14 protein-coding genes are annotated in these 21,507 nt (G+C 72.5%); 9 read left to right on the top strand and 5 right to left on the bottom strand.

Annotated features, from left to right (window positions below):
* Nucleotides 1–95: 95 nt before the first annotated feature.
* From ACFV9J_RS31330 to ACFV9J_RS31320, 3 genes are all read right to left on the bottom strand, one after another.
* Nucleotides 96–1,625, bottom strand: a complete 1,530-nt coding sequence (locus tag ACFV9J_RS31330) for a DUF5719 family protein (RefSeq protein WP_385359747.1) — start codon at nt 1,623–1,625, stop codon at nt 96–98.
* A complete protein-coding gene (locus ACFV9J_RS31325) occupies nt 1,622–5,437 on the bottom strand; it encodes a glycosyltransferase (RefSeq protein ID WP_385359745.1) in 3,816 nt (1,271 codons plus the stop codon). The genes ACFV9J_RS31330 and ACFV9J_RS31325 overlap by 4 nt, the downstream gene beginning before the upstream one ends.
* A gap of 188 nt (nt 5,438–5,625) precedes the next feature.
* Nucleotides 5,626–5,889 (bottom strand): WhiB family transcriptional regulator, encoded by a 264-nt coding sequence (locus tag ACFV9J_RS31320; RefSeq protein WP_003975777.1) that lies wholly within the window; start codon nt 5,887–5,889, stop codon nt 5,626–5,628.
* Between the two features lie 686 nt (nt 5,890–6,575).
* Between ACFV9J_RS31320 and ACFV9J_RS31315 the strand changes: the two genes are divergently transcribed.
* The 4 genes from ACFV9J_RS31315 (at nt 6,576) to ACFV9J_RS31300 (ending at nt 10,553) form a co-directional block, all read left to right on the top strand.
* Nucleotides 6,576–7,070: a cysteine dioxygenase gene (locus ACFV9J_RS31315; protein WP_385359737.1), complete on the top strand. Its 495-nt coding sequence runs from the start codon at nt 6,576–6,578 to the stop codon at nt 7,068–7,070.
* Nucleotides 7,071–7,160: 90 nt separating this feature from the next.
* Complete coding sequence (gene cofD, locus ACFV9J_RS31310) at nt 7,161–8,120, top strand: 2-phospho-L-lactate transferase (protein ID WP_385359735.1); 960 nt, start codon at nt 7,161–7,163, stop codon at nt 8,118–8,120.
* Nucleotides 8,117–9,460: a coenzyme F420-0:L-glutamate ligase gene (locus tag ACFV9J_RS31305; protein WP_385359733.1), complete on the top strand. Its 1,344-nt coding sequence runs from the start codon at nt 8,117–8,119 to the stop codon at nt 9,458–9,460. Before cofD ends, ACFV9J_RS31305 begins: the two co-directional genes overlap by 4 nt.
* A gap of 112 nt (nt 9,461–9,572) precedes the next feature.
* A complete protein-coding gene (locus ACFV9J_RS31300; RefSeq protein ID WP_385359730.1) occupies nt 9,573–10,553 on the top strand; it encodes a DNA-3-methyladenine glycosylase family protein in 981 nt (326 codons plus the stop codon).
* 131 nt (nt 10,554–10,684) lie between these two features.
* Here ACFV9J_RS31300 and ACFV9J_RS31295 read toward each other — a convergent pair whose 3' ends face one another.
* Nucleotides 10,685–11,767: a sugar phosphate nucleotidyltransferase gene (locus ACFV9J_RS31295; protein WP_385359727.1), complete on the bottom strand. Its 1,083-nt coding sequence runs from the start codon at nt 11,765–11,767 to the stop codon at nt 10,685–10,687.
* Between the two features lie 103 nt (nt 11,768–11,870).
* The gene (locus tag ACFV9J_RS31290) at nt 11,871–13,121 is read right to left on the bottom strand and encodes a peptidoglycan recognition protein (RefSeq protein ID WP_385359724.1); all 1,251 of its coding nucleotides are present in this window, start codon (nt 13,119–13,121) and stop codon (nt 11,871–11,873) included.
* A gap of 139 nt (nt 13,122–13,260) precedes the next feature.
* Between ACFV9J_RS31290 and ACFV9J_RS31285 the strand changes: the two genes are divergently transcribed.
* The 5 genes from ACFV9J_RS31285 to ACFV9J_RS31265 all read left to right on the top strand — a co-directional run bounded on the left by ACFV9J_RS31285 (nt 13,261) and on the right by ACFV9J_RS31265 (nt 21,497).
* Entirely contained in the window at nt 13,261–14,025 is a 765-nt protein-coding gene (locus tag ACFV9J_RS31285) for a TIGR03089 family protein (protein WP_385359722.1), read from the top strand.
* A gap of 428 nt (nt 14,026–14,453) precedes the next feature.
* Nucleotides 14,454–15,644: an LCP family protein gene (locus ACFV9J_RS31280; RefSeq protein ID WP_385359720.1), complete on the top strand. Its 1,191-nt coding sequence runs from the start codon at nt 14,454–14,456 to the stop codon at nt 15,642–15,644.
* Nucleotides 15,645–15,910: 266 nt separating this feature from the next.
* The gene (locus ACFV9J_RS31275) at nt 15,911–17,635 is read left to right on the top strand and encodes an LCP family protein (RefSeq protein ID WP_385359717.1); all 1,725 of its coding nucleotides are present in this window, start codon (nt 15,911–15,913) and stop codon (nt 17,633–17,635) included.
* Nucleotides 17,636–17,802: 167 nt separating this feature from the next.
* Entirely contained in the window at nt 17,803–19,539 is a 1,737-nt protein-coding gene (locus ACFV9J_RS31270; protein WP_385359715.1) for an LCP family protein, read from the top strand.
* 206 nt (nt 19,540–19,745) lie between these two features.
* Nucleotides 19,746–21,497, top strand: coding sequence for an LCP family protein (locus tag ACFV9J_RS31265; RefSeq protein WP_385359712.1), 1,752 nt, complete (start codon nt 19,746–19,748; stop codon nt 21,495–21,497).
* The last annotated feature ends 10 nt before the right edge of the window (nt 21,498–21,507 follow it).

Below are 21,507 nucleotides of genomic sequence, written 5' to 3'. Positions count from 1 at the left end.
CCCCGGGCCGGTCGCGGGGGGGGCGCCCCCGGTCCCGGGTGACCCGGGGGTCGGGGCTGCCCTGCGCGGGGGCGGCCCGGCCCCCCCCCCCGCCGCTACTTCTGCAGCACCGACAGGTCTTCGTCCGCGTTCGGCACCGAGACCGTGCCCCGGTCGTCGGGGAGGGTCTGGACGGTGAAGGCCGCCACGTCGTCGTCCGAACCCGTCAGGGTGCGGGACGCGTGGACGGGACCGCCCGAGACGGTCTCGACGGTCAGCGCGTAGGAGCCCTTGAGCCCGGCGGGAACCGGTGCGTCGACGTTCTGGGTCGTGCCCGCCTTCACCGTGTACGTCTTGGTCGCGGTCGTGCCGCCCTCGGTGCCCGCCGACGCCGTGACCTTGACCTTCGCCGCCTTGCCGGGCGCGGAGAGGGCCAGCGTGGTGCTCTTGGCGCGGTTGTCCGCGACGGTCGCGCGCGCACCGACCGGGTCGGAGGCCGGGATGAACGCGGACTCCTGCTCGTCGCCCTTGCCCCGCACGACCCGGACCGCGGCCACGACCGGCACGGACCGGTCCGCCGGCGTCAGCACCAGCGAACCCGCCTCGCCGCGGGTGACCTCGCCGAGGTCGACACCGGTGGTCATACCCGCCTTGACGTGCACCGTCTCATGACCGGCGGGCGTGATCAGCCCGGACGGCGAGGCGAGCCGCACCTTCAGGTCGGCGTCCGTGCCGCCGGGTGTGAACAGCACCAGGCGGACGGCGGTGGCGTCCTTCGGGATGCCCGGCAGTACGAGATCGCCCGCCGGGTCCGCGGCCGCGGTCAGCCAGTCGCCGCCGGTCTTGTCGTCCAGGGCCTGCACCGCGGCGCCGAGCCGCCCGCTGCGCACGCCGACGTGCACGGTCAGGTCGGTCTGCTTCACGTCGCTGAGCGTGGACAGCAGGAGGGACTCGCTGCCGTGCGGCGGCACCGTGACGCCCTCCCCCACCGTGGACTTGAGGGCTCCGTCCTTGCCGTACAGCTCGATGTCGACGACGGCCGCCGAGTCGTCGGGGTTCGTCAGGTGCACGTAGTCGGTGCGGCCGGCCGCCGTGCTGGCGCCCGGGAACCAGAACTCCGTGTCCGGGGCGGTGCAGTTGACTCCTTGCAGGCCCCGGCCCGTCCCGGCGGCGACCTCCGTCGTCTGCTGGACCGTCCAGCCGGGCGCGCTGCTTCCCTCGGCGGTGCCGATGAGCGCCGGGGTGTCGGCGCCGGTGGCCTTCCCGGCGACGGGAGTGCCGGGCGCCTTGGGCTGGAGGACCGGCTTGTCCTGCTCGCCGTCCTTCTCGTCCTTGCCGCCCTTCTCGTCGGACTCGCCGCCGTCCTTGCCGTCCTCGGTGGCGTCGGCCGACTCCGCCGTCACGAGGGCGGCGGTGCCCTTCTCGTCGGCACCCTGCGTGACGGGCGTGAAGGACGTGTACGCGGTCTCGGCGAGGTCGGAGGTGCTGGGCGCCGGGCACAGCAGGCCGGTGCGCTCCACGGGCAGCCGGGCGGCCGGTGCGGCCGTGTCCGTGCCGGAGTCTCCCGGGGCGGACACCGCCGCGAACCCGGTGACGGCGGCGAGCGCCGTCGCACAGGCGATCAGGGACAGGGTCGTGCGCTTCACTGCTGGCTCCCGTCGGGACGCTCACTGCCCGTGCCGTGGGGCTGCTGGGGCTGCTGGGGCTGGGAAGGGTCGTACGGCGTGTCGTATCCGCCCTGTCCGTACGCCTGGTCGTAGGCGGGGTCGTACCCGCCCTCCTGACCCTGCGTCGGGTCGCCGTAGGCGTAGGGGTCGTACTGGCCCGCCCCGTACTGCGCGCCCTGACCGCCCTCGCCGCCGTGACCGCCCTGGTAGGCGTCCGCCTGGTACGGGTCCGCCGCCTGGTACGGCTGCTGTCCGTACGCGCCCGGGTCGTACTGCTGGGCGCCCTGGTACTGCTCACCGCCGTAGCCGCCGTCGTAGGAGCCGTAACCGGCGCCGGTGTAGCCCGTCGCGTCCCATTCGCCGTACGCCTGCTGCTGCGGGACCGGCACGGGGGCCTGCACCGGTGGCTCGGGCACCGCGGCGGCGTCACCCGCCGCCTCGGGGTCCGGCTCCGACTCCGCGAAGGCCCCGGCCCCGGCCTCCGCTTCGGCCTCTGCCTGGGCCCGCAGTCGCCGGGCCCGGCGTCCTTCGCCCTCGACGGGCTGGGCGGGGACGAGCGGTTCGTCGGGCAGGTCGTCGTCAACGTCGCGGCGCCTGCCCGGCAGGGCGAGGACGACCAGGACGACGGCGAGGAGTCCCTGGGCCCACAGCCAGACCGTGTGCGTGAACGGGTCGTCGTAGGTGACGTCCAGCCGGCCGCCGGAGGCGGGGAGTTCGAAGCCCTGGGCCCAGCCGTCGACGGTGGTGCGGGCCAGCGGCTTGCCGTCCAGGGTGGCCGTCCAGCCCTCGGCGGCGGTGTCGGCGAGCCGCAGCACCCGGCCCTCGGTGCCCGCCTCGATGTCGGTGTGGATCTCCACGGGTCCGGCCGCCACGGGTTCGGGCCCGCCGCCGCCGGACTTCCCGGCTCCGGCCTTGTCGCCGGTCACGATGGTCGCGCGCGCAACCTCCTGGTCCACCCGCCACAGTCCGCTGCCGTCCTGCTGGCTGAGCCTGCTCAGTCCGGGCGTGGCGTCCAGCACGCGGGTGACCTCGCGGGGGGCGCCCTTGTGCACGAGCACGTAGCGCACGGCGAACCCGCCGAGCTGGTCGGCCTGGTCGGCGCCGGAGCCGGCCACGAGGTTGGCGACGACCTTGTCCAGCGTGCCGTTCCCGCCGTCGCCGGAGGCCAGTTCGCCGTCGCCGAGGCGGGCGCCGGAGCCGCGGACCAGCATGTAGCCCACGTGCGCGGCGGAGTCGCTGTCGAGGACGAGGGTGCGGGCCTGGTCGCGGGTGTGGCTCTCCTCGGCGACGAACGCGGGCACCTGCACGGGATCGCGGCGCTCCACGGGGCCGTCGGCGCCGCCGAACATCCAGCCGGCGGCGGCGATCAGCGGGCCGAGGGCCGAGGCGAGGGCGATCAGGGCGGCGACCGGCTGGCGCCAGCCGAAGCTCTGCTCGGCCACGCGGAAGCGCGCCCCGTCGGCGCCGAGGGTCGCGGCGGACAGCAGGGCGATGCCGTAGACGAGGGTGGCGGGGCCGGCCCAGGCGGACCGGTTGGACAGCACCGAGAAGACCAGGGCGACCAGGGCGACGGCCCAGGCGGTGCGGACGCCCAACTGCCGCTCGGAGCGCAGCAGGGCGGCCAGCGCGGCCAGCACGATGCCGAGGAGGAGCAGCCCGCCCACCGTGCCGGGGCCGCCGGGGCTGGCGCCGAGCAGGTCGAGGGCGGAGGCGGCCGAGGAGCCGTATTCGAGCCCGGCCTCGTCGAAGAAGCCGAACGGCAGCAGCGACAACGACCAGGGGGCGAGCAGCAGCAGCGGGGTGCCGAGCTGGGCGAGGAAGCGCGGCCCGTACGCCGTGATCTCGCCGCGGCGCAGGGCGAGCACCCCGATGCCGAGGACCAGCGCGACGGGCCACACGACGGGCGTGAAGGCGGTGGTGACGGTGAGGAGCAGGGCGTACGCCCAGGTGGCGCGCCAGCTGCCGCGGGCGCCGGAGGAGCCCGACAGGCCGGCCGCCGCGACGCCCGCGCGCGCGATGAGCGGCAGCAGTACGGCGAGGACGGCGGTGCCGATGCGGCCGCCGGCGAGCGCGCCGGTGGCGGCGGGCAGGAAGGCGTAGGCGACGGCGGCCCAGGCGCGCAGCAGCCGGGACGGGACCAGCGGGCGGGAGGCGAAGTACGCGGTGGCACCGGCCAGGGGCACCGAGCAGACCATCAGCAGGGTGACGGCGAGTCCGGTGGAGCCGAGCAGCAGGGAGGCGACGGTGGCGACGATCGCCAGGTAGGGCGGTGCGGAGGCGGTGCCGCCGGTGCCGACCGTGTGCCAGGCGTCCGCGTACCGCGACCACAGCTCACCGGCGCCGGCCGGTGCGGGCAGCAGCGCGCCGCCCGCCAGGGCGCCGCCGCCGAGGAGCGCCCGGCAGGCAGCCAGCGAGACGAGGAGCAGCACCAGGAAGAGCACCGGTCCGGGCTTGCGGGCGATGCGTTTGAGGCGGGCGAACTGCTCGATCTCCAGGAAGTCGGCGTCGTCGCCGCCCGGTCCGGACTCGATGCCGCCACCGTGCCGTCCGGCGCCCGCGGCGGCCTCGGCGTCGGAGCTGCCGAAGAGGTCGCCCGCGACCTGCTCGACGGTGGCCCGGACGGTCGCGCCCGGGGGCGGGAACAGGGGCCGCAGTTCGTCCTTCTCGACCTGCGGGCGGCCGCGTTCGCGACGGCCCGCGATGATCCGCTCGGGCCGCAGCAGGACGCCCAGCAGGCCCCGGATCTCGTCGAGGGCCTGACCGGGGACCTTGCCGACGAGGTAGGCGACGGTGCGCAGCAGCGTGCCGAGGACGACGCGCAGCAGCACCCACGGCAGGACGGCGGTGCGGACGTTGACCAGGAGGGTGTGGACGGCGCCGGCCTTGTCCACCTTGTGCGGTGAGGCGGTGGTGCGCCCCGCGCAGTCGACGGCGCGGCGTTCGCGCGAGGCCGCCTCGGCGTGGCGGACGACCGCCTCCGGGGCGACGAGGACGCGCAGTCCGGCGGCGTGCGCGCGCCAGCACAGGTCGACGTCGTCGCGCATCAGGGGCAGCCTGCGGTCGAATCCGCCGAGCCGCTCGAAGACGTCGCGCCGGATCAGCATGCCGGCGGTGGACACCGACAGCACGGTCCTGACGTGGTCGTGCTGGCCCTGGTCCTGCTCGCGGCGGTCCAGGCCGGTCCAGCGGCGGCCGGAGTTGGCGATGGAGACGCCGACCTCCAGCAACTGCCTTCGGTCGTACCAGCCGCGCAGTTTGGGGCCGACGACGGCGACGTCTTCGCGGCCGAGTTCGTACTCGGTGTCCACGACGCGCAGCAGCTGGGCGAGGGCCTCGGGTTCGGGGGCGCAGTCGTCGTGCAGCAGCCACAGCCACTGGACCGGTTCTCCGTGGGGAAGCTCCGGCAGGTCGTAGGCGTCGTCGCGCCAGGAGCGGGTGACGGGGTCCCAGCCGCTGGGCCGCCTCAGGTACGGCAGGTCCTCGGGGGTGAGGACGGGGGCGGTGCGGGCGGCCTCCTCGACGGCCTGGCCGAAGCCGGTGCGCCGGGCGAGGTGGAGCACGCGGTCGTCGCCGAGGGCTTCGGCAACCAGCCGGGAGGAGTCGTCGGCGCTGCCGGTGTCGGCGGCCACGGCGTACTGGACGGGGCGCTCCTGGCCCAGCAGCCCGGCGAGCGCGTCGGGCAGCCAGCGGGCTCCGTCGTGGGCGACGAGGACCGCGGTCACCACGTGACGCGGGAACTCAGGTGCGGCAGCGAGGTCTTGCTGGGCTGCCGTGTGACTCTGCACGGACATCGAGGTACGGGCCCCGGTTCGGTGGACTGCGGTGGACGCCCGTGCCCGTTGAGGGTGGCGGGGCGTCTCGGACGAGCGCCCACACTATCGGCTGGGCAGCAAGAGGGCCCGCCGCCTGTGGACAACCCACCCGCGACGGGCCGTTCTCGCTGTTCGGGCCGTTTCTGCCGCTGCGTCGGGCGGCGCTTTCAGACCGCGGCCTTCTTGAGGCGGCGGCGTTCCCTCTCGGACAGGCCGCCCCAGATGCCGAAGCGCTCGTCGTTGGCAAGGGCGTACTCGAGGCATTCGGAGCGGACCTCACAGGCGAGGCAGACCTTCTTGGCCTCGCGGGTGGAGCCGCCCTTCTCGGGGAAGAAGGACTCGGGGTCGGTCTGGGCGCACAGTGCGCGCTCCTGCCAGCCGAGTTCCTCGTCCGCGTCGTCGACCAGCAGTTGCTGCACCAGCTCGGTCATGTGCGCCCCTCGTCTGTCTTTCGCGTCCCCGTGATCTAGCCGTTACCGATTCCGGCTGAACGACACGAGTGAAATTACAAGTGTGCTGCTCCGGGCGAGTCAAGCCGAGATCTGCTATTGGGCCCCTTATTCACTCTGCGGAACCAAGCCCATGCAGTAAGTGTTCAAATCGCCATAAACTTCGACATACCAATGAGGTCCACCGGGACACCGGCCCCGATTCGCACCCACACCAGGAAGGACGCCCCGGCGTTCGATCCCGTTCCGATACACGCGCCGAAGCGAACCTGATCACATTCGGATCACGGGATCGCAACGGGGGTTGTGCGCCCCGCTTGTGCGCCATGTGTCCCGGAAGCCGTCTGAGCAAACCTTTCGGCAGGACGATCAACCGGATGAGGTGAAACATGTCCCACATAACGGTCATCGAGTTGACAGTGCCTGTGTGAACCGCTGTCCTTGTGGGCATGCTCGCGAACTTGGCGCTCGCCTCGACCCGCATCGCCGGGTCCCACGGTGCTGCCCGCGCTCGCTGTAGCTGTTGCCGCTGTTCCAGCTGTTGAGCCAACCGCGCTCCGGCTGTCCCCGAGTCCACGCGACTCGACTGCTCCGTTCCCGCCCCACCAGGGCGTGCTCGTCATTCGCTCCGCTCAGCCGCACTCTTCCGTTGAGGAACCCCCGCACCCATGAACAGCGACAGCGACCTCCAGATCGCCGGCGACATCCTCGAAGTCCCCCACCTGCTGCAGGCTCCGCGCGAGCACCCGGCCACCGTCGCCGAGTTCGCCGGCCTGCTCCGCTCCGTCGCCGCCGACCGCTCCGAGTGGGGCCACCTCGTCCGGTACGACGCGACGACCCGCTGGTACCACCGGCTGCGCACCGGCCCCGGGTACGAGGTCTGGCTGCTGTCCTGGGTGCCGGGACAGGGCAGCGGACGCCACGACCACGGCCCCTCCTCCGGCGTGTGGACGGTCCTCGAGGGCACTCTCACCGAACACACGGAGCGCGGCACGCGCGCGTTGGACGCCGGTACGCAGCGCGTGTTCGCGCCGGGGTACGTGCACGAGGTGGTCAACGACGCGCTGGAGCCGGCGGTCAGCCTGCACGTCTACCACCCGGGCCTGACCGAGATGCCCATGCACTCCCCGCAGTGCTCGGCCGCCGCGGCGACGACCGGCTGACGCCGTGACGACCAGCTGACGCCGTGACGACCGGCTGACGCTGTCACGACTGGCTGACGCGCTGTCGTACCCGCCTGCAAGACTGGGGCCATGCGCATTGTGGTTCTGGCAGGCGGCATCGGTGGTGCCCGGTTCCTGCGTGGTCTCAGGCAGGCCGCGCCGGACGCGGACATCACGGTCATCGGCAACACCGGGGACGACATCCACCTCTTCGGGCTGAAGGTCTGCCCGGACCTCGACACGGTGATGTACACGCTCGGCGGCGGCATCAACGAGGAGCAGGGCTGGGGCCGGGCCGACGAGACCTTCCACCTCAAGGAGGAACTGGCGGCGTACGGCGTCGGCCCCGACTGGTTCGGCCTCGGCGACCGCGACTTCGCCACGCACATCGTGCGGACGCAGATGATCACCGCGGGCTTTCCGCTGAGCGCGGTGACCGAGGCGCTGTGCGACCGCTGGAAGCCCGGTGTGCGACTGATCCCGATGACCGACGACCGCGTGGAGACGCATGTCGCGGTCGAGCTGGACGGGGAGCGCAAGGCGGTCCACTTCCAGGAGTACTGGGTGCGGCTGCGCGCCTCCGTGCCCGCCGAGGCGGTCGTGCCGGTCGGCGCCGAGCAGGCCAAGCCGGCCCCCGGCGTCCTGGAGGCCATCGGGGAGGCGGACGTGATCCTCTTCCCGCCCTCCAACCCGGTCGTCTCCATCGGCACGATCCTCGCCGTGCCCGGCATCCGCGAGGCGATCGCCGACGCCGGGGTGCCGGTGGTGGGCCTCTCCCCCATCGTCGGCGACGCGCCCGTGCGCGGGATGGCCGACAAGGTGCTCGCCGCGGTCGGCGTGGAGTCCACGGCCGCCGCGGTCGCCGAGCACTACGGCTCGGGCCTGCTCGACGGCTGGCTGGTCGACACGGTCGACGCGGACGCCGTCACCCGGGTCAGGGCGGCCGGCGTCCTCTGCCGCGCCGTACCGCTGATGATGACCGACCTCGACGCGACGGCGCAGATGGCCCGGGAGGCGCTGACGCTGGCGGAGGAGGTGCGGGAGGCATGAGCGACGAGACGCGCGACGACGCCCCCGGCCGCCGGGGCGGCGACCGGGACGGCTACCGGGTGTGGGCCCTGCCCGGGCTGCCCGAGGTGCGGCCCGGCGACGACCTGGCCAAGCTGATCGCGGCCGCCGAGCCCGCGCTGGCCGACGGGGACGTGCTGCTCGTCACGTCCAAGATCGTGTCCAAGGCCGAGGGCCGGGTCGTCGAGGCCGCCGACCGGGAGGCCGCGATCGACGCGGAGACCGTACGGGTGGTGGCCCGGCGCGGCCCGCTGCGCATCGTCGAGAACCGCCAGGGCCTGGTCATGGCGGCCGCGGGCGTCGACGCCTCCAACACCCCGGCCGGGACCGTACTGCTGCTCCCCGAGGACCCCGACGCCTCCGCGCGCGGCATCCGCGAGGGACTCCGCGACTCGCTCGGCGTGGACGTCGGCGTCGTCGTCACCGACACCTTCGGGCGCCCCTGGCGGGCCGGGCTCACGGACGTGGCGATCGGTGCCGCGGGCGTCCGCGTCCTCGACGACCTGCGCGGCGGCACGGACGCGTACGGCAATCCGCTCGGCGCCACCGTCGTCGCCACCGCGGACGAGCTGGCCGCCGCGGGCGACCTGGTCAAGGGCAAGGCCGCGGGCCTGCCCGTCGCCGTCCTGCGCGGGCTGCCGCAGCTGGTCGCCGAGGACGGCGGCGAGGGCGCGCGGGCGATGGTGCGCGGCGCGCGCGACGACATGTTCCGCCTCGGCACCTCGGAGGCGGTACGCCAGGCGGTCACCCAACGTCGTACGGTGCGGGCCTTCACGGACGAGCCGGTCGATCCCGGTGCCGTACGGCGGGCGGTGGCCGCGGCGGTGACCGCGCCGGCGCCGCACCACACGACGCCGTGGCGGTTCGTGCTCCTGGAGTCCGACGACTCCCGCACCCGGCTCCTCGACGCGATGCGCGACGCCTGGATCGCGGACCTGCGGCGCGACGGCAAGAGCGAGGAGTCCGTCGCCAAGCGCGTGCGGCGCGGCGACGTGCTGCGCAACGCGCCGTACCTCGTCGTCCCGTGCCTGGTCATGGACGGCTCGCACACCTACGGGGACGCGCGGCGCGACGCGGCCGAGCGGGAGATGTTCGTGGTCGCCACCGGCGCGGGGGTGCAGAACCTGCTCGTCGCGCTCGCCGGGGAGCGGCTGGGCTCCGCGTGGGTGTCCTCGACGATGTTCTGCCGGGACGTCGTGCGGGAGGCGCTGGGGCTGCCGGGCGACTGGGACCCGATGGGGGCGGTGGCGGTCGGCCATCCCGCCGAGGAGCCGAAGGCGCGGCCGGAGCGGGACGCGGAGGCGTTCATCGAGGTGCGGTGAGCCCTCTACTCTCGTAAGGGCTCCCTTCTCCTCATTTTCTCTTCCCTTCTCCTCTTTTTCTCTTCCCTTCGCCCAAGTCTTCCTCTTCCCCTTTCGCCCAAGGACCTCACTCGTGGCAGGACGTTTCGCTCCCCGCCCCCCGCGGGCCGTCGTGCGCGACGGGATACCCCGGCAGGCGCTCGCGCCGGGCCGGGTACGGGTGTGGGTGCCGGACGGGCCGCTGGATCTGGGGCTGGTGCTCGGTCCGCTGCGGCGCGGGCCGGGCGATCCGACGTTCCGGACGATGCCGGACGGCTCGGTGTGGCGGGCCGGCCGGACGCCCGCCGGGCCGGGCACGCTGCGGGTCGCCGCGCGCGGCGGCGAGGTACGGGGCGAGGCCTGGGGGCCGGGGGCCGAGTGGCTGCTGGAGCAGCTGCCGCTGATGCTGGGCGCCGAGGACGACCCGTCCGCGTTCGTGCCGCGGCACCGGCTGCTGGCGGTCACGGCCCATCGGCGGCCGGGGCTGCGGCTGACGCGGACCGGGCTGGTGCTGGAGTCGTTGATCCCCTCGATCCTGGAGCAGAAGGTCACGACGCTGGAGGCGTACCAGGCGTGGCGGCTGCTCGTACGGAAGTTCGGGGAGCCGGCGCCGGGGCCCGCACCCGGGCGGATGTGTGTGATGCCGGCGGCGCGGACGTGGGCGCTGATCCCGTCCTGGGAGTGGCATCTGGCCGGGGTGGACGACAAGCGGGCGTCGACGATCCTGCGGGCCGTGCGGGTCGCCGCGCGGCTGGAGGAGGCGGCGGGGATGGAGCCGGCGGCGGCGCGGGAGCGGCTGGAGGTTCTGCCGGGGGTGGGACCGTGGACGTCGGCGGAGACGGTGCAGCGCAGTCATGGGGCGGCGGACGCGGTGACTGTGGGGGATCTGCATCTGCCGGGGATCGTGGGGTTCGCGCTGGGTGGGGACCGGTACGCGGATGACGCGGAGATGCTGCGGTTGCTCGAGCCGTATGCGGGGCAGCGGCATCGGGCGGCTCGGTTGGTGTTGCTGAGTGGGCGGGTGCCGGGGAGGCGGGCGCCGCGGATGGCTCCGCGGGGTATCGAGCGGTTGTAGGTGTCCGGCGTTCCCTTGGCGCCCTGGGTGCGGTGTGGGCGGGGGTTGGTCGCGCTGCCCGGCGCTGACGGGGTGCCGCCTGCGCCCACCCGTGCCGCCCCAGCGGCACGACTGCCCGCAGTCGGGGGGGATTACGTGTCCGGGGAGAAGCGTAGGGATGCCGGGGGGATGTGGGCGTTGCACCAGATTCGGGCGCCGGAGCGGAGTTCGTTGTCGGCGCCGATGACCGCGCCGTCGCCGATGACCGTGTCGGCGAGGACCGAGCGGGTGCCGATGCGGGCGCGGGTGCCGATGAGGGAGTCGGTGATGACGGCCCCCGGCTCGATGACGGCGCCCGGCAGGATCGTGCTGCCGAAGACGCGCGCCCCCTCCGCCACGAAGGCGCCCTCGCCGACCACCGTGCCGCCGGTCAGCTTGGCGTCGGGGGCGACCTGTGCCGTGGGCAGCACGAGGCGGTCGCCGCAGCGGCCCGGTACGGCCGGGGACGGGGCGCGGCCCAGGACCAGGTCGGCCGAGCCGCGGACGAAGGCCGCCGGGGTGCCCAGGTCCAGCCAGTACGTGGAGTCGACCATGCCCTGGAGGTGCACGCCGGTGGCGAGGAGTTCCGGGAAGGTCTCGCGTTCGACCGAGACCGGGCGGCCCGCCGGGATCGTGTCGATGACGGAGCGGCGGAAGACGTACGCCCCCGCGTTGATCTGGTCGGTGACGATCTCCTCGGGCGTCTGGGGCTTCTCCAGGAAGGCGAGCACCCGGCCCGTGTCGTCCGTGGGGACCAGCCCGTACGCCCTCGGGTCGGTCACCTGCGTCAGGTGCAGGGAGACGTCCGCGCCCGTCGTCTCGTGGGTGCGGACCAGCGCGCCGATGTCCAGGCCCGTCAGGATGTCGCCGTTGAAGATCAGCACGGACTCGTCGGGGCCCGAGTGCAGCCGGGACGCCACGTTGCGGATCGCGCCGCCGGTGCCGAGCGGCTCCTCCTCCGTGACGTACTCCAGGTGCAGGCCCAGTGCCGAGCCGTCGCCGAAGTACGGCTCGAACACCTCGGCCAGGTAGCTCGTCGCGAGCACGATGTGCTCGACGCCGGCCGCTTTGGCCCGCGCCAGCTGGTGCGTGAGGAACGGCACTCCGGCGGCCCGGACCATGGGCTTGGGCGTGTTCACCGTGAGCGGGCGCAGCCGCGTGCCCTTGCCGCCGACCAGGAGGATCGCTTCTGTCACCTGTCGTCTCTGCTTCCTGCCGGGACCGGCCGAACTGTCTTTCGGCGGGCCAGTGTATGCAGACCGTTCCACGGTGCCTTCGACGACCGCGCGGTGCCCGCCCTCAGCGGCCCTGGTACTGCGCCGCCTTCGAACGGGCGGTGCCGAGCCTGGCGTAGAGCTTCGTGCCGGGGCAGTTCGTCGCGAAGCCGTCGCGGTGACCGGAGATGACGTTCAGCCGTACCTTCTTGCCCTTTCGGTAGAGGTTGCCACCGCCGGACTTCAGGTATGTCTTCCCGCGCGGATTCATGCCGTAGAGCCCGACCTTCCACGCGGTGAGCCGGGCGATCGCCTTCAGCGCGGCCGACGACGGCTTCTTCGAGCTGTACGTGCCGAGCACGGCGATTCCCATGCTGTTGGAGTTGAACCCCAGGGTGTGGGCGCCCAGCACCGGCTTGGACACGCCGCCGGCCCGGCCCTCGTAGATGTTTCCGCACTTGTCGACGAGGAAGTTGTAGCCGAGGTCGCGCCAGCCCATGCTGCGGACGTGGTAGCGGTAGATACCGCGGATGACCGACGGCGCCTGCGAGCAGCGGTAGTTGTTGCCGGTGGCCGAGTGGTGCACGAAGGCCGTCTTGACCTTCTTCGTGTACACGAACCCCTTCTCGCGCAGCTTCTCGTCGGCGCCCCAGCCGCGGCGCGTGGTGATGTCCGGGCGGGGCCCGATGTGCGGCCCGGCCTTCCGTCGCGCGGGAAGCGCGGGGAGTACGGCGGGTTCCGTCCGGGTCTGCGCGCGGTTCGTCGGCGGCGGGGCGCCCTCGCCGGGGTCGACGAGTTCGAGGCGCAGGCCGGCGGGGAGCGGCGAGGCGGACCGGGCGGTACCGGGCTTGTGCCCGGCCCGTACCCGGACCTCGACGCCGTCGGACTCGCCCACCCACAGCGGTGCGGTGGCTCCGCGGACGTGGCCCGAGGCGCTCTCCGGGGTGCCCGGGTCGGCGGCGTGGTCGGCGTTGTGGGTCTCCAGTTCCTGCCAGCCGGACCAGGCGCCGGTGGCGGTGGCACGGGTACGGATCTCGACCCGGCCGTGGAGTTCGGTGGCGGGGCTGTCCCAGACGACGCCGACGAGCGAGAAGTGCCGTACGTCCGAGCGTCGCAGGCCTTGTTCGGCCGCACCGGGTGCGCCGGGTGCACGGTCGCGGGCGAGAGGGGCGAGGGGCAGGGACTGGGTGCCGCCGGGGGCGTACGCGCCGGGCCGTGCGGTCGAACTCGTCGCGGGTGGGGCCGAGGAGGTGGCGGCTGCCGCGGGCGGGGCGAGCGGGAGGGCCAGGGCCGCCGCGCACGTGACGCCGGTCGAGGAAGCTAGGAATCCACGCATGCCCCTGATACTGGACATGGTCGTACAAATATGTCCATTTGAGATCTGACGGGTCGTAGGGTGCCTTGGTCCGATCCGGTGGTGGCCCGGTCCGCCGTGCGCTCGGTGCGCGTCGCCCGTCCCGCGTACGCTTGTGCGGGTGAACGCGACCGACCGCACCCCTGCCGACCTGCTGAGTTCCGCGCTCGCCGCGGACCCGGGACGCCCCCTGGTGACCTTCTACGACGACGCCACGGGCGAACGCGTCGAACTGTCCGTGGCCACCTTCGCCAATTGGGTGGCCAAGACCGCGAACCTGCTCCAGGACGAACTCTCCGTCGAACCCGGCGACCGGGTGGCGCTGCTGCTGCCCGCGCACTGGCAGACGGCGGTGTGGCTGCTGGCGTGCGCGTCGGTGGGTGTCGTCGCCGACGTGGCGGGGGATCCGGGGGCGGCGGACGTGGTCGTGAGCGGGCCGGAGCCCGAGTCGCTGGAGGCGGCGCGGGCGTGCTCGGGCGCGCGGATCGCGCTGGCGTTGCGGCCGCTGGGGGGTCGGTTCGCGCCGGCCCCGCCGGAGGGCTTCGCCGATTACGCGGTGGAGGTGCCGGGGCAGGGGGACCGGTTCGTGCCGTACGTGCCGGTGGATCCGGAGGCGCCGGCGCTGATCGTGGCCGGGCGGGAGTTCAGCGGGGCGGAGGTCGTGGAGCGGGCTCGGGCGGAGGCGTCGGGGCTGGGGCTCACGGGGCCGGGGGTGCGGATTCTGTCGGGGTTGCCGTACGACACGTGGGAGGGGTTGAGCGCGGGGTTGTACGGGCCGCTGGCCAGTGGGGGGTCGGTGGTGCTGTGCCGGCATCTGGAGCTGGCGGGGGTGGGTGTGGTGGATCAGCGGATCGAGGCGGAGCGGGTTTCGGCGACGGCGCGGTGAGGTTCTGCCGGGTGGTTGGTGAACCGGCGTTGAGGTGACGTCGGCGGGTCGGTGACCGGCGCCGGCCGGTGCTCGGCGTCGGTGCCGGCGCGGGGTGGGGTGCGCGGCCCGGCGCTGACGGGGCGCCGCCTGCGCCCACCCGTGCCGCCCTAGGCGGCACGAATGCCCGCAGCTTGGGCACCTCGCGTGCCCACAGCTTGGGGGCGCGGCGCGTGCCCGCAGCTTGGGGCGCGGCGCGTGTCGGCAGCTTGGGGGCCTCGCGTGAGCGCAGGTTGTTGGCAGGCGTCTTGCGTGCCCGCGGGTTGCGGGGGCGCCTCGCGTGAGCGCAGGTTGCGAGGGGGGCCGCTCGTTCGGCCTACCTGGGTGCTGTCCTTTCGGACTGCTCGGGGCATGGTCGTAGCAGCGTGCGGGTGTGGACGGAGGCAGGTGTGGGCGACGACGCGGGCACGACGGGCTCCGGCGGGGGTCCGGGGGACGGGGCGTCCGCGAGCGGGGTCGGGCTGAAGCGGCGGCGTCGCAGGCGGCGGCTGGGGATCGCCGGGATCGTGGTCGTCGCGCTGGCCGGGGGCGCGGTGGGCGTCGGGTGGGCGGTGTACGCCAAGCTGAGCGGCAACATCACCGCGGACGAGGCGGCCGCGGCCGAACTCGCCCGGTACGAGAAGGAGCGGCCCACCTCGCTGGTGCGCGGCGCGCAGAACGTCCTGCTGATCGGGTCGGACTCGCGGGCCGGGGACGGCAACGCCCGCTACGGGCGGGACTCCGGGACCGAGCGGTCGGACACCACGATCCTGCTGCACCTGGCCGCGGGCCGGGACAGCGTCACCGCCGTCTCCCTCCCCCGCGACCTGATGGTGCAGGTCCCCGGCTGCCACCGGCCGGACGGGTCACTCACCCAACCGGCGCTCCAGCAGTTCAACTACGCCTTCGCCGCAGGCGGTTCGGCGTGCTCGATCCGTACGGTGGAGAAGCTGACCGGCATCCGGATCGACCACCACGTCGTCGTCGACTTCGAGGGTTTCAAGGAGATGGTCGACGCGCTCGACGGCGTCGAGGTGTGCCTGCGAAAGCCGGTCGACGACAAGGACGCCAAGCTGAAACTGCCCGCGGGCCGGGTGACGCTCGACGGGGAGCAGGCGCTCGGGTACGTCCGGGCGCGGAAGTCGCTCGGCGACGGCAGCGACACCGACCGGATGGACCGGCAGCAGCGCTTTCTCGGCGCGCTCGTGAGCAAGGTGCAGAGCAATGACGTGCTGCTGAATCCGGTGAAGCTGTACCCCGTTCTGGACGCCGCCACCTCGTCGCTCACCACGGATCCGGGTCTGGCGAGTCTGCGCGATTTGTACGACCTTGTGCGCGGGCTGCGCGGCATTCCCACCGAGCGCGTGCAATTCCTGACCGTCCCCCGGGAGTCCTACTCGGGCGACGCCAATCGGGACCAGCTCGTGCAGCCCGCCGCGGAGAAGCTGTTCACCCGCCTGCGGACGGACGAGCCCGTGACGGTCACGGCTTCCCGACGGGACTCGACGGACGGTACGGCGAATTCCGGCGAACCCCGGGCCGCCGATTCCCCGGCGCCCACGTTCAGCGGGAACACCGCCGACGAGGACGTCTGCGAGTAAAGCGCATTCCAAGAAGGAGCCACCCGCACGCAAGGCGGACACGAACGCGCGGACAATTGTCCAAGAAATGCGCCGGATTGCCCAGTTGTAAGGTTCGTGGAATGCGTCACTGCCGTCGCCCTACGACGAAGAGGGCGGTTAGTGTGAGCGATCCGGTGTGCCCGGCCGCGGACTTCTGCCCCGGCCACGCACTGAACTGACGTGAGCGAGACCGGGCGCCCGGAGGGGAGGGCGCCGCGTGGCCCCGACGGAGGATTCGGACAACCGTGGACGCGCAAGGCCGTGGGCGGGCGGAGGACATCGACCCCGCAGACCAGTGGGTACTCAATCCGGACACCGGTGACTACGAACTGCGACTACCCCCTTCCGCACCGCAGTCACCCGTCTCCGCACCGCAGTCACCCGTCCCGAGGCCCCGCCGGGCCACCTCCGCACCGGCCCCCGAGGTTCCCGCGCCTCGCAGACGCCGCGCGACGCCCGAGGAGCCGCCGCCGCCCGGCCGGCGCGATCGCCGGCGGCCGGCGAAGAAGAAGTCGAGGGGCAAGAAGATCCTGCTGTGGACCGGCGGCACGATGGCGTTCGTCGTCCTCGCCGTCGGCGCCGCCGGATACCTCTACCTGCAGCACCTCAACGACAACATCGAGTCCCTCCCCGACGACGGCGCGAGCACCGGCGGGTTCAAGAAGGACCAGGCCATCAACATCCTGCTGATCGGCACGGACAAGCGCACCGGTTCCGGCAACGACGGCTACGGCGACAAGGGCAGCGCGGGCCACGCCGACACCACGCTCCTGCTGCACGTCTCCAAGGACCGCTCCAACGCGACCGCCCTCAGCATCCCGCGCGACCTGATCGTCGACATCCCCGACTGCCCGACCACGCAGGAGGACGGGAGCACGAAGGTCATCCCGGGCTCCACCGGCGTCCGCTTCAACACCAGCCTCGGCCAGAGCGGCCGTACGCCCAGCTGCACCATGCGGACCGTCACCGAGCTGACCGGCGTCACGCCCGACAACTTCATGGTGGCCGACTTCAACGCGGTCAAGACCCTCTCCTCGGCGGTCGGCGGGGTCGAGGTCTGTCTGGCGAAGGACATCAACGACCCCGACTCGCACCTGAACCTGTCGGCGGGCAAGCACACCGTCGAGGGGGAGGAGGCGCTCGCCTTCGTCCGCACCCGGCACTCCGTCGGATTCGGCGGCGACCTGAGCCGTATCGAGCTCCAGCAGCAGTTCCTCAGCTCGCTGATGCGCAAGCTGAAGTCCAACGACACGCTCACCAGCCCGACGAAGATGGTGAAGCTGGCCGAGGCGGGCACCGACGCGCTGACCGTCGACAGCAAGCTGAAGAGCATCGGGAAGCTGAAGGACCTCGGTCTGGAGCTGGGCAAGCTCGACACCAAGAACCTCACCTTCGCCACGGTCCCGGTGAAGGACAACCCGGCCGAGAAGACACCGGTGACCGTCGTCCTCAAGGACGGCCCCGCCCAGCAGGTCTTCGACATGGTCAAGAACGACGTCTCCTTCACCGAGGTCAAGAAGAAGGAGAAGGCGAAGAAGGACAAGGAGGACGCCGCGGTCGCCGCCCGCCTGGAGGGCGAGAAGTCCGAGCCCTCCGAGGTCCGCGTCCGCGTCCTCAACGGCGGCGCCTCGTCCGGCAGCGCGGGGCGGGAGCTGACCTACCTCCAGAACGAGGCGGGCGTCACCAAGTCGGAGAACGCGGGCAACGCCCCCGCCGACATCGCGAAGACCACCTTGGAGTACGCCCCCGACCAGGCCGACCAGGCCCGCGCCCTCGCCGAGATCCTCGGCCTGACCGGCGCCGCCATGAAGCCCGGAAAGAGCGTCACCAACTCCCAGGGCCTGCCCGCCATGACCCTCACCCTCGGCAAGGACTTCAAGGGCGCCGGCGTCAAACTCGACGCCACCTCCGCGAAGGCACCGGAGGACCTCCAGAAGTCCACGGCGGACAAGGTCGAGTGCGCGAAGTGACCTGAGGGGCCCCGCACGCGTCTGACAGTACGACAGTCCATCGGTCGACCGGTCCAACCGCGAACAAACCACCGGGCGTCGTACAGCCAACGCGCGGCTTCGTACGTCCAACTGTGCGAACAGGTCGCGTGCGGGAGCACGTTCGCGGGTCCGAGGGTGGGAGAGGCATGACGCAGAGCAGTGTGCGCGGGGAGGGAACGCGACCCGACACGGTCCGGCACGCCCGCGGCAGGCGAGCCGGACGCCGCGGCCGTGACGAGAGCGGAACGGGAACGGGAACGGGAACGGCCGGGCACAGCGGCTCGGACGGCAGCAGCGGCAGCGGCAGCAACGGCGGACGCTCCGGGCGGCGGCGCGCAGGAGGGCGCCGGCGCCGGGCGTTGCGATGGTCCGCGACGACCCTCGCGGTGCTGATACTCGGCACGGCCGGCGCCGGATACCTCTACTACCAGCACCTGAACGGCAACATCGACAAGGGCGAGCGCAGCAGCGGCGACTCCAAGGCGCACAAGGCCGAGCCGAACGCGGCCGGACAGACCCCGATGAACATCCTGCTGCTCGGCTCCGACAGCCGCGCCTCCGACGCCAACGTGGCGCTGGGCGGCGGCAAGAACCACCGCGACAACCCGCCGCTGGCCGACGTGCAGATGCTGATCCACCTGTCCGCCGACCGCAAGAGCGCCTCGGTGGTGAGCATCCCCCGGGACACCCGGGTCGACATCCCGGCCTGCAAGGACCCCGACAGCGGGGAGAAGTTCCCGGCGACCAACGCCATCATCAACACCTCGCTGGCCCGCGGCGGCGCCGGCTGCACCCTGGCCACCTGGGAGAACCTCACCGGGGTCTACATCGACCACTGGATGACGATCGACTTCGCGGGCGTGGTGTCGATGGCGGACGCCATCGGCGGGGTCGAGGTGTGCGTGAACCAGAACGTGTGGGACCGCCCGCTGCCCGGCGTGCCCGGCGGCTCCGGCCTGAAGATGACGGCGGGCCGGAAGAAGGTCGAGGGCGAGCAGGCGCTGCAGTGGCTGCGCACCCGGCACGCCTGGGGCAGCGACCCGCTGCGGGCCCGGGCCCAGCACATGTACATGAACTCGATGATCCGCACGCTGAAGAGCCAGAACGTCTTCACGGACGCGGGCAGGCTGATGGACCTGGCCGAGGCCGCGACGAAGTCGCTGACGGTCTCCGAGGAGATCGGCACCGTGAAGAAGCTGTACGACCTGGGCATGCAGCTCAAGACGGTGCCCACGGACCGCCTCACCATGACGACGATCCCCACCGTCGAGGACCCCGAGGACAAGAACCACCTGCTTCCGGCCCCCGACGCCGACAAGATGTGGGCGATGCTCCGCGACGACGTGTCCTTCGACGACAAGGGCAAGAAGGAGAAGAAGGGCACGGGCACGGGCGACGGCAAGGACGCCGCCGGAGACGACGCCGCCGCGCCGGGCGACGCCGGGCAGCCCTCCGACGAGCCCGCCGCCGACTCCGAGATCGGCGTCCTCGTCCAGAACGCCACCCGCTCGGCCACCCTCGGCCCGGTCACCGGCCGGGCCGGTGACATCGCCGGGACGCTGGTGGACAAGGGCTTCGCCAAGGCGGTCAAGGACACCTCGGCGGCGCTCTCCGAGGAGCGGACCGTAGTCCGGTACCCGGGCGACGAGTTGGCGGGCGACGCGCGGCGCGTCGCCGAGGCGCTGGGAATCCCCGCGAACGCGGTGCGCAAGTCCGCGGACGTGTCCGGGATCACTCTCGTCGTGGGAGCTGACTGGCGCGAGGGGACGTCCTATCCGAAGCAGAAGACGCCCGAGGCAGGAGACCTGCCGGAGACCAGCGACGCCATCAACGGCTCGGACACCAGCAAGTGCATGGACGTCTACAAGCCCTACCGATGGTAGGAGTTCACGAAAATAGGAGGGAATGCCCTGTTGTAGGGGTGACGATCGTGACACCAGAGTCGTTCGAGGCCGAACCGGGCGGATAGTGTGAGCGCTCCGGTGCCCCCGGCCGCGAGGTCCGCCCTGGCGTCCTGCACTTGTTGACTCTTTACCGGGCGCCTTCAGAGGAAGGCGCCGCGTGGCCCCCGACGGAGGATTGGGAGACCGTGGACGCGCAAGGACGTGGGCGGGCAGACGATGTCGATCCCGCGGATCAGTGGGTGCTGAATCCGCGGACCGGTGAGTACGAACTGCGACTGTCCCCCTCCGCACCGGAATCGTCCGCGCCGGAGTCGTCCGCGCCGGAGTCGTCCGTCCCGGGGCCCCGCGCGGAAGGACCCGGCACGGAAGGTCCCCGCACGGCGGGGCGCCGTACGACCGCTCCGGGCCGTGAGGTGCCGCCCCAGCGGCGGCGCCGTCCGGAGCCCGAGGCGCCGGCGCCCGGACGGCGCGGACGCCGGCCGGAGAAGAAGAAGTCCAGGGGCAAGCGGGTCCTGCTGTGGACCGGCGGCAGCATGGCCTTCGTCGTCCTGGTGGCCGGTGTGGGCGGCTACGTCTACCTCAAGCACCTTGAGGGGAACGTCTCGACGACGGACGTGGGCACCGCCGGAAGCAGCAGCTTCAAGAAGGACGAGGCCTTCAACATCCTCATCATCGGCACCGACAAGCGCACCGGTGAGGGCAACGAGGGCTACGGCGACAAGGGCAGCGCCGGGCACGCGGACACCAACATCCTGCTGCACGTCGCCGAGGACCGCTCCAACGCCACGGCGCTGAGCATCCCCCGCGACCTGATCGTCGACATCCCCGACTGCGAGACGACGCTGGAGGACGGGACGAAGAAGGTCATCCCCGGTACCTCCGGCGTCCGCTTCAACCAGAGCCTCGGCGACTTCGGCCGGGACGCGGGCTGCACGATGCGCACGGTGGCGGAGACGACCGGCATCAAGCCGGACCACTTCATGATGGCCGACTTCAACGCGGTCAAGACGCTGACCACGGCGGTCGACGGGGTCGACGTGTGCGTGGAGCACGCCGTGGACGATCCGAAGTCCCATCTCAAGCTGCCCGCGGGCGAGTCCAAGGTCGAGGGCGAGCAGGCCCTGGCCTTCGTCCGCACCCGGCACGCCTTCGGCAACGAGGGCGACCTGGACCGCATCAAGGTGCAGCAGCAGTTCCTGGGCTCGCTCATGCGCAAGATGGCCTCCGGCGACACCCTCACCAGCCCCACCAAGCTGGTGAAGCTCGCCGAGGCCGCGACCAAGGCCCTCACCGTGGACAGCGCCATCGGCAAGGTGGGCACGCTCAAGGACATCGCCCTGGAGCTGAAGAAGGTGCCGACGAAGAACATCACGTTCACCACGGTGCCGGTGATCGACAACCCTGCCGAGAAGGTCAAGGCGACGGTGGTCGTGAACCAGGCGAAGGGCCCCCAGGTCTTCGACATGATCAAGAACGACATCTCCTTCACCGAGGTCGAGCAGAAGAAAAAGAAGGAGAAGGCCGCGGTCGCCGCCCGGCTCAAGGGCGAGAAGTCCGAGCCCGGCGAGGTCCGGGTCCGTGTCATGAACGGCGGCGCCCCCGCCGGCAGCGCCCAGCAGGAACTGGCCCACCTGCAGACCCAGGCCGGGGTCTCCAAGTCCGAGAACGCGGGCAACGCCCCCGCCGACATCGCGAAGACCACCTTGGAGTACGCCCCCGACCAGGCCGACCAGGCCCGCGCCCTCGCCGAGATCCTCGGCCTGACCGGCGCCGCCATGAAGCCCGGAAAGAGCGTCACCAACTCCCAGGGCCTGCCCACCATGACCCTCACCCTCGGCAAGGACTTCAAGGGCGCCGGCGTCAAACTCGACGGCTCCGTCGAGAAGCCGGACCTGGACACCGAGTCCACGGCCGACCAGAAGCTGTGCGCCAGTTGACCTGAGGGGC

Origin of the sequence: Streptomyces sp. NPDC059906, from assembly GCF_042730645.1 — a bacterium.
Lineage (GTDB): Bacteria > Actinomycetota > Actinomycetes > Streptomycetales > Streptomycetaceae > Streptomyces > Streptomyces rubrogriseus.
The sequence above is the reverse complement of the archived record's forward strand: the minus strand, read 5'-3'. Positions and strand labels throughout refer to the sequence as shown.